At 51.4% G+C, this 15996-nt stretch carries 15 protein-coding genes; 7 read left to right on the top strand and 8 right to left on the bottom strand.

Annotation, left to right across the window (positions count from 1 at the left end; translation table 11 throughout):
- Positions 1–49: 49 nt before the first annotated feature.
- A complete protein-coding gene (locus E6W40_RS23000; protein ID WP_168929014.1) occupies positions 50–1729 on the bottom strand; it encodes a copper resistance protein CopC in 1680 nt (559 codons plus the stop codon).
- A gap of 312 nt (positions 1730–2041) precedes the next feature.
- Between E6W40_RS23000 and E6W40_RS23005 the strand changes: the two genes are divergently transcribed.
- Complete coding sequence (locus E6W40_RS23005; protein ID WP_136607890.1) at positions 2042–2416, top strand: TIGR02328 family protein; 375 nt, start codon at positions 2042–2044, stop codon at positions 2414–2416.
- 227 nt (positions 2417–2643) lie between these two features.
- Positions 2644–2811, top strand: coding sequence for a hypothetical protein (locus E6W40_RS29600; RefSeq protein WP_168929015.1), 168 nt, complete (start codon positions 2644–2646; stop codon positions 2809–2811).
- Positions 2812–2901: 90 nt separating this feature from the next.
- On the opposite strand, the gene E6W40_RS23010 is transcribed toward E6W40_RS29600, so the two are convergent.
- A complete protein-coding gene (locus tag E6W40_RS23010; RefSeq protein WP_136607891.1) occupies positions 2902–4758 on the bottom strand; it encodes a bifunctional diguanylate cyclase/phosphohydrolase in 1857 nt (618 codons plus the stop codon).
- Positions 4759–5152: 394 nt separating this feature from the next.
- Here E6W40_RS23010 and E6W40_RS23015 point away from each other — a divergent pair, with 394 nt between their 5' ends.
- From E6W40_RS23015 to nfsA, 4 genes are all read left to right on the top strand, one after another.
- A complete protein-coding gene (locus E6W40_RS23015; RefSeq protein ID WP_211147083.1) occupies positions 5153–5446 on the top strand; it encodes a metal-sensitive transcriptional regulator in 294 nt (97 codons plus the stop codon).
- Positions 5447–5488: 42 nt separating this feature from the next.
- Positions 5489–5689 carry a copper ion binding protein gene (locus E6W40_RS23020; protein ID WP_136607893.1) on the top strand — a complete coding sequence of 67 codons (201 nt, stop codon included), beginning with the start codon at positions 5489–5491 and terminating at the stop codon, positions 5687–5689.
- A gap of 138 nt (positions 5690–5827) precedes the next feature.
- The gene (locus E6W40_RS23025) at positions 5828–8269 is read left to right on the top strand and encodes a heavy metal translocating P-type ATPase (protein ID WP_136607894.1); all 2442 of its coding nucleotides are present in this window, start codon (positions 5828–5830) and stop codon (positions 8267–8269) included.
- A 276-nt stretch (positions 8270–8545) separates the two neighbouring features.
- On the top strand, positions 8546–9289 hold the full coding sequence (nfsA, locus tag E6W40_RS23030) for an oxygen-insensitive NADPH nitroreductase (protein WP_136607895.1): 744 nt from the start codon (positions 8546–8548) through the stop codon (positions 9287–9289).
- A gap of 23 nt (positions 9290–9312) precedes the next feature.
- Here nfsA and E6W40_RS23035 read toward each other — a convergent pair whose 3' ends face one another.
- Positions 9313–10134 carry a TatD family hydrolase gene (locus tag E6W40_RS23035; protein WP_211147067.1) on the bottom strand — a complete coding sequence of 274 codons (822 nt, stop codon included), beginning with the start codon at positions 10132–10134 and terminating at the stop codon, positions 9313–9315.
- A gap of 71 nt (positions 10135–10205) precedes the next feature.
- Entirely contained in the window at positions 10206–10670 is a 465-nt protein-coding gene (locus E6W40_RS23040) for a DUF3888 domain-containing protein (protein WP_136607896.1), read from the bottom strand.
- A 237-nt stretch (positions 10671–10907) separates the two neighbouring features.
- Here E6W40_RS23040 and E6W40_RS23045 point away from each other — a divergent pair, with 237 nt between their 5' ends.
- Positions 10908–12815 carry a beta-N-acetylhexosaminidase gene (locus E6W40_RS23045; RefSeq protein WP_246073140.1) on the top strand — a complete coding sequence of 636 codons (1908 nt, stop codon included), beginning with the start codon at positions 10908–10910 and terminating at the stop codon, positions 12813–12815.
- A 99-nt stretch (positions 12816–12914) separates the two neighbouring features.
- Here the strand turns inward: E6W40_RS23045 and E6W40_RS23050 are convergent, their stop codons facing one another.
- From E6W40_RS23050 to E6W40_RS23065, 4 genes are all read right to left on the bottom strand, one after another.
- A complete protein-coding gene (locus E6W40_RS23050; protein ID WP_136607898.1) occupies positions 12915–13754 on the bottom strand; it encodes an ABC transporter ATP-binding protein in 840 nt (279 codons plus the stop codon).
- A gap of 30 nt (positions 13755–13784) precedes the next feature.
- Complete coding sequence (locus tag E6W40_RS23055; RefSeq protein ID WP_136607899.1) at positions 13785–14546, bottom strand: ABC transporter permease; 762 nt, start codon at positions 14544–14546, stop codon at positions 13785–13787.
- Positions 14543–14836: a thiamine-binding protein gene (locus tag E6W40_RS23060; protein WP_136607900.1), complete on the bottom strand. Its 294-nt coding sequence runs from the start codon at positions 14834–14836 to the stop codon at positions 14543–14545. The genes E6W40_RS23055 and E6W40_RS23060 overlap by 4 nt, the downstream gene beginning before the upstream one ends.
- Before the next feature lie 81 nt (positions 14837–14917).
- Positions 14918–15961 carry an ABC transporter substrate-binding protein gene (locus tag E6W40_RS23065; RefSeq protein ID WP_136607901.1) on the bottom strand — a complete coding sequence of 348 codons (1044 nt, stop codon included), beginning with the start codon at positions 15959–15961 and terminating at the stop codon, positions 14918–14920.
- Between the last annotated feature and the right edge of the window lie 35 nt (positions 15962–15996).

The raw sequence follows: 15996 nt of genomic DNA on the forward strand, positions 1-15996 counted from the left end.
AATCTTAGTAGCGAGTCGGAAATTTTAATATGATTCACAGTTTACGGTATTAATGATTACCGACATGAATCACAATATCGGTATCCCAGGTTTCAAGCTTGTCGGTCAGCATATGCACATGAACATTCCATTTGCCTGCCATGCTGATCAAATCCTTGACTTTATAGCCTTCGGCTTTGCCTCCCGGCATGACGATCTCGTATTTACCCATATCCATATCCAGGCTGGTCAGGGTGAGCTTGATTTGCTCGATTCCCTGCACCGGCTGCCCCTTGCTGTCTTGAACCTTCACTTCAAATTCGTTCACGCCTGTAATGTTCGGACTGATATCAAGCGAAATGACATTCTTGTTCTCGAGCGTCTGCGTTACATGCAGCGGACCGGGAGAAGCCATGGCAGTAGGCATATTGGTCAGCGCAGCCGCAAGCACCAAGGCGAGAATACCGACAGTGAGTTCCAGCCAGACACCTGCGCCATGGTTACGCTTTTCCTGCCGTCCGCGCAGCATGTTCCAGGCAGCCAGAAGCAGCATGATGAGAAGCAGGGCACATTTGGCCAGCAGCACCTTGCCGTACGGCGTATGAAACAGGGAATACCACGTTGGTACATACTGCAGGCTGCCGTATACTCCGCTGATCAGAATGAGGACCACGAAAACCGTTCCCCACAAACTGAATCGCCGGATAATGGCAAAATAACTTTTCTTTCGCTGCGCTGGCTCTGCCGGCAATGAGGCTTCCTTCGGCAGCAGGACTGCAAAGGCGAGCAGGCTGCCCAGCCAGAGGGATGCTGCACCCAGGTGGAGGAAGTCCATAGCGATGCCAACGGCCTTGTGCTCAGAAGCGGCTGGATGGCCGATAAAGGATTTCGCCAGCAGCATAATCAGCATGAGCAGAAAGGCGACCGTTCCGGCGATGTACGTATTGTCTTTTTCCTTTATTTTCGGCACGGCAATAGCCAAGGCTATAATCAATACCAGCAGCAGGAGCTGGACAAGCCAGACTTCACCGAAGCTGGTAATCCTCAGCATTTTGAGCAGTAAGGACGGTTCAGACCATACACCGCTCCATCCGACGCCGGCATCAATCCCGGTCTGCTGCGGCAGACTGAGCAGGAAGCTTGCCGTGAGCACGGTGATATTGATCCACATGAGCTTGATGCTTCTGGTGGACCATGCCGGACGGCTGCCTGAACCTGCGGGAAGCAGATACAGCTGGAAGCAATAAATACCCGCGAGGAATGCGAGGCTGGTATAGAACAACCAGCGGATAATGATGAGATCAGCTCCGGGCCAGCCGGCAGACGAAGTTACCGAGTGAGATCCATTACTGCTGCTGCCCCCGCTGCCTTCACCAATCTGAAACGAGAAAGTTCCTTCCACCGGATGACCGTCAGCGGATACGGCTTTCCACTGTACGGCGTAAACGCCCTTTGGAAGATCAGGCTGCAAATCGGCCTCGAGCACGGAGGATTCACCTTCGGGAATCCGGCTTTCGCTGAGATTCACCGTTTTACCTGATGAGTCCGTAACCTTAATTGAATGAAAGGCCTTTTGGAGAGGCTCGTTAAAATAAATGTCCGCTTTGGACGGCGGCTGGGTCAGTACTGCATTTTCAGCAGGGGTAGATTTGACAATATAAGCGTGGGCGGAGGCGAGGCCTGGAACCAGCAGCACTCCTATAAGCATCACAGTCAGCCATGCTGATAAAAAACCGATTTTTTTATTCAATCCATCACCTTCTATAGTGGAGCCTTTGCAAAAATGAACAGATAAAGCTGCGTTTGCAAACATCCCGAGTTGTCTTTTATTGTGTACCCTTTAGCTTGGGGTTAGGCGTGAATGTAGTAACATTGTATTGCCTGTGCCCAAAAATTATTTTATAGCTGCTGCCTGCAGAAGAAAATGACCCGTGTGGGCTATTCGGTCTAAACTGAAGGCCTGACCGATGCGAGGCATAAGAGCCCAAACCCTGATTTTTCGGTATAATGGACAGCAAAAGAAGCCAAGACAACCTATCGTAAAAAAAGGAGCGGATAGCCGATGCGTTTATGGCATGAAGCATTGATTTCCAAGCTGCCCCGCCCGCAGCTGCTGGGCCAGCACCGGGAATGCTGCGCGCTTCGCGGCAACGGCTGGAGCAAAAAACACGCCACCGTGAACTATGTGTTTGAACACAGTCCGATGATGCTGGTCCGCTATCATCAGCTCATTATGGATGAAATGAAGAGCAGATCTTATAATGTGGACAATTTGTGGCAAAATCCGCTGTACCGAGGGAAATCCTGTGAACCATGGGCGGATCGGGAGTTGACAGCATTGAATGAAGCAATGGCTTATCCGGAGCATAATGAGACTTATTTGCAGGAATGTTTGGATAATCTGGCTGGGAAAGGACTAGTAATTACCTATTTATAATATTAAATGGAAAATTATGATGTCCTATTTAGCTAACTTGGGTGGCATATTGGAGGAATCCGGAGCATCTTTCCGGCTGGCACCGTTCAGCGTCACTCCTGCAAGCTCAGCTGTGTCAGGGATGGCTCAAGCATTTTCTGAACATTTTCAATATTTTTCATAACGCTTTATAATAATAAAGAACTTCCCGGCAAGTTCAAAAAACGATCCAGGAGTGATTTTATTTTATGAGTCAAGCTGTATTGGAACGCCGTAGTGAACTGCTGAAAAAGAATATTCAACAACTGCTTATTCAGGATAACCAGCACGGAATCAGCCGCCAGGAAAGCATGTTTTTGCAGCAAATGATCAAAGAGCTGCATCAGACATCACATGAAATGAACGCCCACAACTAGGACTCTTTTTCTCCAGAAAATTTCATAGCCAATGAACAGGGGCTGCCCACACTAGAATAATTTCTAGCGGTGTGGCAGCCCCTTTGGATTTTATAAGTTTGGAATAACATGCTCCTCGCGTGCGTGTACAGGTCCGGATTTGCCTTCGATATACTGGATGAACAGCTCGGATAGCTCAGGATCAAACTGGGTTCCAGAGCAAGCGCGAAGCTCCTTAACGGCTTCCTCTATGGATTTGGTAGCTTGGTAAGGGCGCTCGGAGGTCATCGCATCGAAGGAGTCAATGATGGTCAGCATACGGCATAGCAGCGGTATTTCAGCAGCTTTGTAGCCATGAGGATAGCCTGTGCCGTCGTACCTTTCATGATGCAGCTCGATATACGGGGCTAATTCTTTGAATTTGTCGTTGGTCATTGCCATTTCTTTGCCCCAGTTCACATGCTTTTTGACCACATCCCATTCCGTCAGGGTGAGCGAATCCCTTTTGTTCAGAATCTCCCAAGGAATCTCCAGCTTACCGATATCATGAATCAGGGCTCCAAGCACAAACTGCCTGCGCGTCACCGCATCGAGCTTAAGGAGAAGGCTCATGTCCATTGCATAGCGGAAGACCCGCTTCGAATGCTTGAATGTGTTGATATCCTTGTAGAGGAATAGATTCAGCAGCTGCTCGATATCCCGCACATCCTGTGCAATTTCAATTTCCTGCTCAAGAGGTACGGAGCTGCCATTAATGTAGGCAATATTTTTCCCCTGTTTTTTGGCATCATAGAGCGCTTGATCAGCCTGAAGCACGAACATTGATTTGTCGTGAATATCAATGTGGTAACCGGAAATCCCTGCGGAAAAGGAGAGACAGGCATGCGGAAGGACTTCCACGCCCTCGAAGGGGGTGTCATTGACTCTTTTTCGCAACGTGTTCACGAAGATAAGCGCTTCCTGCTCGGTATATCCGGGCATCAGCAGTGTGAATTCCTCTCCGCCATAGCGGGAAGCGGTAATGCCAGCCTGGGCAGCCTCCTCTTTTAGAATCGATCCCAAGAGGCCAAGGAGCCTGTCCCCCTGCAAATGACCAAAATGATCGTTATAGCGTTTAAAGTCATCAATATCGATCATGGCCAGTGAAAGGGGAGTACTCTCACTCCGGGCAAATTTGATTTCTTTTTCGAGAAGGCTTTCAAAATAGCTGTGATTAAATAGCCCCGTCCGCTGATCGCGGATGGCCCGTTCCTGGAGCTGCAGGTACATATCGAACAATTTTTTAAATAAATGAGACAGAAATATGCTGATCCCAAGGAATAAAATCAACCCGGTAATGCCGTTGTTCACGATCAGAATGGTCAGGACAAGCGACAGGATCAGAATGCACAGATAGACGAGCATCGATTCCTGGAGAAGCCCTTTTAGCATATGCAAAATGTCACTTTGGTCGATCATATAGTAGTAGATGCTAATACAGAGTACGTTCAGGGTGAAGTATATGATGAGCGCACCTACATAAGATAATAGATGACCATTTTGAAGCTGTCCGAGCTGCCCGCCGAGTCCGTGGAAAACCGTGCCGGCTCCGAAGATCATAATCGTATATATCGAAAAATTGGTCAGATGCTTCCACCAGGATACTTTCTGTTCAAACAAAGCAAATAAAAGCGAGCTTAGAAGCAGAAGCGCAAGTGCCGCCGGAGTACCAAAAATGAAGAGACATGCCAGATAGACCGCCGAATCCATGGACTGTTTGCTACCTTCGGGGGGAATCTGGAAAGTATAAAAGTAGAGGATCAGAGATGCTGCGAACATGGAGCCTAGCAGCGCCCATTCATCAGGTGTGTAGTGGAAGGACAGATGTCTTATGCTGAATAAAAACAGGAAAGTGCCAAGTGTGCAGAACAAGAGGGCATTCAAGTTTTTCGGAATCCAGGACTTCGTAAACAGGTGTTTTTTTAACATGGCATCTTCTCCTGTCGTTCATGATGTGCTCAGAGGCTGAGGCCCGTACGTAAAATAAAAAGTATGTATGGAAAAGGTTGCGCTAAATCAATATAAGTGAATCCGTATTCTTTACGCAAATATCCATATAAAATATTAAAGTGAACCTATGGCGATAAGGAGAATTATTCGACTTGCAAATTGGAAATTCCTTCTAAAGAGAGTGGCTTTTTTCAAATTCAGGTATCTGGAAATGAGAAGAGAAAATTTGATGATTATCACTTGCATACCTACAGGGGGTATAGTATAATGACGTTAGCGTCGATTAAAGGAGGAATGAATGAAGATGATTGCTGAGACAAATCAGGAAAACCATGACCAGGACAGTGCTGCTGCCCTTCCGGATGAGACCTGTATGACAGGCTGCAGTGAGCGGCATAGTCATCATTCCCAGCAAACGAAGAATAATCTCATTACCCGCCTGAATCGCATCGAAGGACAAATCCGCGGCATCAAGGGCCTGATTGAGAGAGACACCTACTGCGATGATGTCCTGAACCAGATTTCCGCTATACAGGCCGCTCTTAACGGAGTTGGGAAGCTGCTTCTCGAGAATCATATGAGGAGCTGCGTGGTGGAACGGATTGAGTCTGGAGACCATGCTGTGATTGATGAGTTACTGATTACGGTTAAGAAATTAATGAAATAATATCCCTTAGCAGGGATTGTACACCTTAAGGAGGAATATATCATGAAAAGCGTAACATTGGATGTTCAAGGGATGTCTTGCAATCATTGCGTAAATGCTGTAGAAGGTGCTGTGAAAAATGCAGGTGCAACCGGCAAAGTGGATCTGCCTGGAAACAAGGTTACTGTGGATTATGACGAAAGCAAAGTAAGCCTCGACACCATTAAAGCAGCCATCGAAGACCAAGGCTACGATGTAGTCTAAGCCTGATTTCATATCAGCTTAAGGATATCCCATAACCGTACCGGGCAGCCCGGACCTTTTAAGGTCTGCAGTCGCTGCCCTTTTTTATAAGGATGAATATACCCCGTACCGGTATACCGTGAGAAAGGAGCCGAGATCATGGAGCAGAATACAGGAAACCGAGAGAACGAGCATCAGGCAACGCTGCAGATTACCGGTATGACGTGTGCCGCCTGCGCAACCCGGATTGAAAAAGGATTGAGCCGAATGGACGGCGTCAGCCGGGCCAACGTCAATTTGGCGCTGGAGCAAGCCACCGTCTCGTATGATCCCAAGCAGTCGGATCTGCGAAAGATGGAAGAAAAAATAGAGTCGCTCGGCTATGGCACGATGAAGGAAACAATGGATTTTGAAATTACCGGTATGACCTGTGCCGCCTGCGCCACGCGGATTGAGAAAGGGCTCAGCAGAATGCCAGGCATTTCCCAGGCCAATGTGAATCTGGCGCTCGAGACAGCCCATGTGGAATATGCGGCAGGGATGGTTACCGTTAAAGATATGATGAAAAAGGTGGAGCAGCTTGGCTACAAGGCTCTTCCGAAGCAGGAAGCCAAGGACAGTGCCGAGCTGCGCCGGCAGGAGATTAATCATAAGCGGTTCAAGTGGATGATGGCTGCCATTCTCTCACTTCCGCTGCTTTGGGCGATGGTGGGGCATTTCTCCTTTACTTCATGGATACCTGTACCCTCGCTGTTTATGAATCCATGGTTCCAGCTGCTGCTGGCGACACCGGTTCAATTCCTGATCGGCGGTCAGTTTTATGTAGGAGCTTATAAAGCACTGCGCAATAAGAGCGCGAATATGGACGTGCTGGTTGCGCTCGGAACGTCGGCTGCATATTTTTACAGCTTGTATCTGACCATCCAATCCATCGGGATGGATATGCATCATCCGGTGGAGATGTACTATGAAACCAGCAGCATTCTGATTACGCTGATTCTGGTCGGCAAATGGTTTGAGGCGCTTGCCAAGGGCCGCTCTTCCGAGGCCATCAAAAGCCTGATGGGCCTGCAGGCGAAGACCGCGCTTGTGCTTCGGGACGGTCAGGAGATCAGCATTCCGGTCGAGGATGTTGAAGTAGGCGACATGGTGATTGTCAAGCCGGGTGAGAAAATCCCGGTGGACGGCAAGGTCGTCCAGGGATTGTCATCCGTGGACGAGTCCATGCTGACCGGTGAGAGCCTTCCAGTAGAGAAGCGTGAGGGCGATGCCGTGGTGGGAGCCACGCTGAATAAAAATGGCATGCTCCGCATTCAGGCGACGAAGGTCGGCAGTGAAACGGCTCTGGCACAGATCATCAAGGTGGTTGAGGAAGCACAGGGCTCGAAAGCTCCAATTCAGCGTATTGCCGACGTGATCTCCGGTATTTTCGTTCCGATTGTCGTAGGGATCGCGATCGTGACATTCCTGATCTGGTATTTTGGCGTGGAGCCCGGACAATTCGCAGCGGCTCTCGAAAAGGCTATAGCAGTACTCGTTATTGCATGTCCATGTGCGCTTGGACTTGCGACGCCGACCTCAATAATGGCAGGCTCAGGCCGTGCCGCGGAGTTCGGTATCCTGTTTAAGGGCGGAGAGCATCTAGAGTCGGCTCAGGCCATTGAAGTCGTTGTGCTCGACAAAACGGGTACGGTCACGAGCGGCAAGCCGGTTCTGACGGATGTGGTTCCCGCGCCGCTGATGACGGAGCAGTCACTGCTCCGTACGACTGCCGCAGTGGAGCGCCAGTCAGAGCATCCGCTGGCAGAGGCCATTGTGGCTGGCGCTCTCGACCGAAGCAAGGCACTGCCGCTGCCGGAAGCGAAAGACTTTGAGAACCTTCCTGGTTACGGTGTCTCGGCAAGAGTGGACGGCCGGCTGGTATTGGTAGGCACCCGTAAATTGATGGCGGAGCGGGGCGTTCCGGTAGAGACTGCCCTGGCTGCGATGAGACAGCTGGAAGACGCTGGCAAGACGGCGATGCTCGTAGCCGTGGACGGCAAATATGCCGGTATGGTGGCCGTTGCGGATACGATCAAGGAAACCTCCCGTGAAGCCGTATCCCGACTGCAGGAGATGGGAATCGAGGTCATCATGATTACCGGTGACAATGAACGCACAGCGAAAGCAATCGCTGCGCAGGCCGGTATCCAGCATGTCCTGGCCGAGGTGCTGCCGGAAGGCAAGGCCGAAGAGGTGAAGAAGCTGCAGCAGACCGGCAAGCGGATCGCCATGGTCGGCGACGGCATCAACGATGCGCCGGCGCTGGCTACGGCCGATATTGGCATGGCGATCGGCACCGGCACGGATGTCGCCATGGAGGCGGCGGATGTGACGCTGATGCGCGGCGATCTGAATGCGATTGCCGACGCTATCCTGATGAGCCGCCGCACGATGGGCAACATCAAGCAGAACCTGTTCTGGGCGCTGGCTTATAATACCGTCGGCATTCCGATTGCCGCCATCGGGTTTCTTGCTCCTTGGCTGGCCGGTGCGGCGATGGCCTTCAGCTCCGTGTCGGTCGTGCTGAATGCCCTGCGTCTGCAGCGGGTGAAGCTGTAAAATAGGCGCTATTAAAAAGCAGCTTGGACTGAAAACGGCCGTTTTCACCTGTCAGTGGCATTGACTCTGTTTGTGAACAGAGTCCTGCCACTGCTTTTGTATGTATGGCTCAGAAAAGGGCACTCTGAATTTGTGGCGCTGCTGGCCAGAAGGTTCACATCCACACATAAACACGAAGATTTTGATGTTTTATGGTCGACTCCGTATGCCCGGCGGGTATATAGAATCATGAGAATTCATCCAATTGCATCTATGAATGAGGAGGAGATTTTCCAGATGAATGATACCCTGTCTTTACTGATGAACCACCGTTCCATCCGCAAATTTAAAGATGCGCCAGTCACTGAGGAGCAGCTGCATGCGATAATCTCCGCAGCCCAAATGGCATCAACCTCCAGCAATGTCCAGGCCTACAGCGTGATTGCCGCTACGGATCCCGGACTGAAAAAGCAGCTCGCGGAGCTTGCCGGCAACCAGGCTTATGTGGAGCAGTGCCCGGTCTTCCTCGTGTGGTGTGCGGACCTATACCGTCTGAAGCAGGTAACGGCAGAGACGCTGCAGGAACGGGCATCCTATGAAACGACGACGGAGAATTTCATCGTGGCGACGGTAGATGCCGCCCTGGCAGCTCAAAATGCTGCGATCGCCGCTGAATCGCTGGGTCTTGGCATTGTCTACATCGGGGGTGTGCGGAACCGGATCGCCGAGTTGTCCAAGCTGCTGGGCCTGCCAGAGTTGGTCTATCCGGTGTTCGGCATGTGTGTCGGCGTCCCTGACCAGGAGCCGGGCCAGCGTCCCCGTCTTCCGCTGCAGTCGGTGCTTCACTTCAACGGCTATTCCGTAGAGCAAAGCGTGGAGCCGGTTAAGGATTATGATGCCACCATGAAAGCTTACCTCCAAGAACGGACAGGCGGCAAAAAGGATACGCCATGGACGCAGGTAATGGCTGACAGACTGGCTGAGCCGATACGGTTGCATATGAAGGAGTTTTTGGACGGCAAAGGCTTTATGAAAAAATAACTGGTTTGCTTATGGCAAACCAGTTATATACCGTAAAAGCGCTTGGCATTCGCATACAATATCCGGCGTGCCTCAGGCAGTGAAAGCCCCTGAATCCGGCTCCAGGCTGATGCTACATCAGCCGTCATTCGCGGATGGGTCATCTGCCCGCTAAAAGGTCCCTCAAAAGGCCAGGGCCCGTCGGTTTCCGACATCACGAGGGAGGAAGGATATACTCGTGCCAGCTCCTGAATCTCCTCTTCATATTCAATATCGGGCGTAAAAGAAATAAGGTATCCTTGTTCGGCCATATGCTGCACTGTGTCAGGCGATCCTTTGAACCAATGGAAATGAGCGCGTTTTATATGGTGTTTTGCCAGCAGGAGGCAGGCTGTATCGGCATCCTCGTAGACGGCATGCAGCACGATCGGCTTGTCCTGGTCACGGGCAAAGGCAATAAAACGCTCCAGCAGCTCCTCATACGGAACGGAGTCAAAGGGGAGACCGGCTTCTGTGGCCTCCATGCGCGTATAGTAAGGTAAACCGACCTCACCAACGGCGATCATGTCTTTGGCATGCTGCTTCATCCAGGAGAAAAGCTCAAGGATATCAGCTGCGTCAGGAATAGGCTGCTCGGGATGGAATCCGAAAGCCGGATGGACGAGGGACGGGTACCTTTGCGCAAGCTGCAGATTAGCACGGGCAGAGTCGTGGTCCATGGAGACGGCGATAACGCCTTCAACACCTGCATCCACCAGTCCGGACAGTATTTCCTGCTGCTGGACTTCACTGTATGAATCCAGATGAATATGCGCATCAATTAGCGGAGCAAAGGGTTCAGAGCGAGTTCCCTGTGTCAGATTCATAGATCAAGCACCTCCAGAATGATGATGTAGTATCATTATAGCTCAAGATGCTCATGTGCTGCCGTGCCCGTTCAAGGGGTTCCTTTTGTACTCTTAAGCAGCTCCTGCATATTGGAAGGAAGCTCGAAGGTTTGAAGATGCTTGAAGGTGATCAGCTTGATTTTGTCAGGATAGAGGGGAGAGACCTCGAAGGTCATCCGGTCCTTCCCGACTGTAATATGCGGTCCGAGGACAGGCATCGTCTCCAGCGTAATGGAAAAGTGGAATCCACGGTCTCCCGGTCCGCCATTAACCCGTTTAGCCTGAAGGATTTCAATTTGGTACGGATAGACGAGCGGGTTCTCGGCCAGCCGGTGTTTATAATAATCATTCACGGCGTTTTGAATATCGGGAAGAAGGAGTTCCATCATGATATCCTGGTACAGCAGCAGCTTCGGTTCCTTGGGCTGATCGCCGGCCGCTGCGGCAGTAGTCGGAATAGACGATAAAAGAATGGTCAGCAGCAGCAGCAGAAACGTTTCAACTCTGGTTTTCATAGATTCACCTCCTATACAACGATCCCCAGCTGAGGCTGAAATTATTCCGTATGAATTCTGAAAAACACTTTTGTGAACAAAAATGGAAACTTACTGCGAAGGGGCGAAAAAGCTTATGCTACGGTACCGCTCCCCCTCCTAAAATGCTATAGTAGATAGATCAAGATGTTTGCCATATTTGCCATAGCAGTGTGTAAAAATTATGGCACTGCATCCGGTTCAGAGGAGGAAGAAGCAGTGAAGATTCACGTTTACGGACAAACCAGCGGACTTACCGAAGGCATGGCAGAGTTGTCGGAAATATTACATATAGAGCTGGTTGCGACAGGGCTTCCGGTTGAGGTGCTTCAGGCACCTGGTCCGATCTTAGTTAAGCTTCAGGATGGTAAAGGTACCATCCGCTATCAGGATAAAATCCACTTTTTCCGTGCCCTTGGTCTGCTCGTACAGCATGCAGGGGAGAAGGATCAATTTGAAATTACAGAGGAGCCGAAATTCAGCTTTAACGGCACGATGCTGGATGTTTCCCGCAATGGGGTATTGACGGTTCCAATGGTCAAGCGGTTTATCCGCTACATGGCATTGATGGGGCTGAACGGTCTGATGATGTACACCGAGGATACCTTCGAAGTGAAGGAGCAGCCTTATTTCGGATATATGCGTGGACGTTATACGGTGGAAGAGCTGCAGGAATGCGATGCATATGCGGATCAGCTCGGCATTGAGATGATTCCATGCATCCAGACGCTGGGCCACCTGGCGCAGGCGCTAAAATGGAATTATGCAGCGGGTATGAAGGACCATCAGGATATATTGCTGGTCGGTGAGCCTAAGACCTATGAATTTATAGAGCAAATGATCGCTTCCGCGGCCAAAACCTACCGCACCAAGCGTATTCATATCGGAATGGACGAAGCATTTCAGGTAGGCCTCGGAAATTATCTGCGCAAGCACGGCTACCACAACCGTTTTGAGCTGATGAACGAGCATGTGGCGAAGGTGCTGGAGATTACGGAGCGCTACGACCTGAAGCCGATGATCTGGAGCGATATGTACTTCAATCTGCTGTCGAACGACACGCAAGGCGGATTGTATAACATGAACGCCGACTTTTCCGAGGATAAGATGGACCAGATTCCGAAAGGCGTCCAATTCGTATATTGGGATTACGGCAAGGCGGATGAGGAAGGCTACGGCCTGATGTACGAAAAGCATCTGAAATTCGGTTCCAAGCCAATCTTTGCCGGAGGCATTCATATCTGGAACAACATCGTTCCGAACTACGGCAAGACGTGGAATATCAGCCATCCGGCGCTGCGCGCGGCCAAAACCAAGCAGCTGGATGAGGTACTCGCGACGGCTTGGGCAGATAATGGGAACGAGAACAATCATCTCACCATTTTACCGGGTCTGCAGCTGTTTGCTGAGCATGGATATGGAAATGACGTAGATCATGACAATCTGCAAAGACGCCTTAACGCCTGTACCGGTGCAGATCTGTTTAAGCCTGTGGTGGCGCTCAGCCTGATGGATGAAGTACCAGGCGTCCTGCCGGAGAACTATTGGATGGCTAACCCGTCCAAATACCTGCTATGGCAGGATCTGCTGATTGGCTTGTTCGACAAGCATATCGAGCCGGATACGGAAACGGTTTTGCCGGGCTATTACGAAGAGATGGCGAAGGAATTGGGCGGTTACCGCGATGCCCTGGACGCACCCTTCGATCAGCTGTTCGGCATGTACGAGAAGCTGGCGCGCGTGCTTGCGCTGAAGAGTACGATGGGCGTGCAGCTCAAGCGCTTCTATGACGAAGGACAGAAGAGCGAGCTGCGCCGCCTGGCGGAAGAGGCGCTGCCTGAGCTGTATCGCCGTGCAGATGAGCTGCGCGTCGCGCATCGCCACATGTGGATGGAGACGTATAAGCCATTCGGCTGGGAAGTGCTCGATATCCGCTATGGCGGTCTTCTTGCACGTATCCGGTCCGCAGAGGACCGCGTATTGGATTACGTCGAAGGGCGCGTGGACAGGCTTGAGGAGCTGGAAGCGGATCGGCTGCTCTACGACCAGACCGGCGTGCCGGAGGCAGGTCCAATGAACGTCAATGCAACGTACCAGAGCATCGTGACGGCGGGAGCTTTTGTATAGTAGAAAACTAGATATTTATTTATAACTCGGAAAAAAGGGAGTCCCACAGGTCGTTTGACCAGGGGCTCCCTTTTTAATATTGTCTGTAGTTAATCCTGCCTAGGATTGAAGATGCATCTTCCGCTGCTCTTCCCGCATCCAGCCGGAGAGCTCCCGTCTCAGCTTGATAAAATCCGGATGCTCGATGATCTCCTCCCGGCGGGGCCGCGGAAACGGCACATCAACGGTTTGCAGCACCGAGGCCGGACGGCCGGAAAAGACATAGATGCGGCTGGAGAGCAGGAGGGCTTCTTCAATATTATGCGTGATAAAAAGCACGGAGCGCCGACTTTCCTCCCAGATATCCAGCAGCCAGCGCTGCATGTCGCTTCGCGTCAGCGCATCGAGCGCGCTGAAAGGCTCATCCAGGCACATCAGCTCCTGCGGACTGAGCAGGGCGCGCAGGAAAGCCGCCCGCTGCTGCATCCCGCCCGAGAGCGTATGGGGGTGGGCCTTCTCGAACCCGCCCAGCCCGACTTTGTCGAGCCAATAGCGGGCCTTCTCACGGGTTTCTTTGTCGACAGTGCCTTGCACCTCTTGCGAGAGCAGCACATTATCCTCAATGGTCCGCCATGGGAAAAGTGCGGGCTGCTGGGGCATGTAGCTGATATGCCCTTGCTGACCGGTCACTTCCGTGCCGTTCATATGCACGGTTCCCGTATCCGGCTTCACGAGGCCGCCAATGATATGGAACAGCGTGCTCTTACCGCTGCCGGATGGACCAACAATGGAGACAAACTCCCCCTTTTGAACGGTCAGCGACACATTATCCAGCACCTGAAGACTGCTTCGTTTGGTCCGGAAGGCCTTGCTGATGCCAGAGGCTTCAAGAGCGGGAGGCAGCTCAGACTGAGCTGCTGGTGAATGGGCAGCAATTCGTGTTTCTTCTGAAATTGACATGTAAAAGAGCTCCTTTCTGCAGCCGCGGCATTAGCCTTCCTGCTTCGGTTTCCAGCGCACGAGCCATTTTTCCAGCAGGGCGATAAGTCCGAACATCAGCAGGCTCAGTACAACAATGATCATAATGGCGACAAACATGCGGTCGGTGCGGTATCCTGCCTTTTGCAGCATCATATAATAGCCGATGCCTTTATCGGCTCCGATCCATTCGGCAATGACTGCACCCATCACGCTGTAGGTTGCCGCGATTTTAATACCCGAAAATATCGAAGGCAGCGCATGCGGAAGCTCCAGCTTGGTAAAGATCTGCTGTTTACTCGCGCCGATCATCCGCATGTAATTCAGCATCATCCGGTCTGTTTGCTTCAGCCCGCCCATCGTTGCAACGGCAACCGGGAAGAAGCAGACGAGCGTGATGACGATCAGCTTGGGCAGCAGTCCGAAGCCGAACCAGATCATCAGCAGCGGAGCGAGCGCGATTGTCGGAATGTTCTGGCTTAAAATCAGCAGCGGATATAGTGCCGACTTGAGAAAAGGAATCATATGAAGAATAAGTGCGATAATCAGTCCCACGACGGTTCCGATGATAAAGCCCTCCAAGGTCAGTCTGACTGTAGCCCAGACATGGCCCCATAAATCTCCGGCTCCATCAGCCGTTTGCTTCGCGATATCCGCCGGGGAGGGCAGAATCCACTGCTCGATATGAAACAGCGAGGTGCACAGCTGCCATACGGTCAAAAAGAAGAGGACCGCCACAAAGGGCGGCCACACATGACTCCACCAACGTCTCATGGACGGTATTTCTCCGTTAGACGCTCCATGCTGATGCCGCTCGGATTATGGGCGATTTTAATCTGTGAGATGATGCTTGGACTTCCGGCTTCCACCAAGGCCGTATGCATATTGCGTACAACCTCCAGCAGTTCTTCCAGCTCGCCTTCCATCGTTGTTTCGAGAGGATGCACCTCATACTTTACACCGGACTGCTGAATGACTTCGATCGCACGGTCCACGTAGGGAATGGAATTTTCATTGTTCGGGGTTTTTGGAATAACTTGAATGCTGAGCAGGGTATGTGCCATACCCGATCACTTCCTTTTCAATATGATAATGAAACTCGGTATTGTAAAAGTTTGCAGAGTGCTGAGAGGGAAAGCGCCTCCTTAAGGTAAAAAGTCATTGGTATAAGCGCCGCTAACCTCAAGCGGTTTCTCGAGCAGTTTATGCTCATACATCCAATCGGAATAACCCTTCCACACCTGTTCCTTCTGCTCGCCCCAACGCGCTGCATCGTCCTTGTATTTCGGGCTGAGCCATTTCTGGCTGGCCATGACCAGGTCCTTATCAAGCTCAGGCACAGCCTTGATCAGGATATTAGCGGCATCCTCAGGATGGTCGATCGCATATTGATATCCCTTAGATGTGGCGCGCATAAAGGCTTTCACAAGCTCGGGATCTTCCTTGATCTGCTTCTCATTCGTGACCAGAACCGGTGTATAGTAATCCAGCTTGTCAGAGAAGTCCTTCACATACAGCATATCAAGCGGCTGTTTTCGCAGCTCGGCTTCAATACCGGTCCATCCGTAAAAGATCCAGGCAAAATCGATATCACGCTTCACGGCTGTAAAATAATCCGCTTCGCCCATGTTAACGATTTTGACCTTGCTCACATCACCTTTGTCGATGTCCATGATCGAGCTGATCACGGCCTGCTCGACAGGAGAGCCCCAGCCGCCGTAGGTTTTGCCTTCAAAATCCTTTGGCTTCTTGATGTTCCGGTCCACCGGAGCGGCAAAACCGGATGTATTATGCTGAATGACGGCCGCGATCGATACCAAAGGCACGCCTTGCGTACGCGCCTGGGTCACGTTCTCCTGAACGCTGACGCCAAAGGGCACTTTGCCGGATGCCACCATGGCATCCGCTCCACCAGAGCCGGGCTGCACGATTTCGACATTCAGGCCTTCTTCTTCGTAATAGCCCTGATCCTTAGCTACGTACAATCCGGTATGGTTCGTATTCGGCGTCCAGTCCAGGACGACCTTCACATCCTTGAGCTTCTTGGTTCCAGTTCCATCCGCAGCGGAGGATGATTCACCGGATGGTTTGCCCGCATCCGTCGTTTGGGCGTTCTTGCTTCCACAGCCGGCAGCTACCAGCATGAGCAGAAAGGCTAGTAGAAGCAGTCCGATCTTCTTCGTTTTCATTTTTTCTCTCTCCTTACCAGGTTTCTCCCCTTCAT

The sequence above is a fragment of the Paenibacillus dokdonensis genome, from assembly GCF_004916975.1.
GTDB classification, from domain to species: domain Bacteria; phylum Bacillota; class Bacilli; order Paenibacillales; family Paenibacillaceae; genus Paenibacillus_AQ; species Paenibacillus_AQ dokdonensis.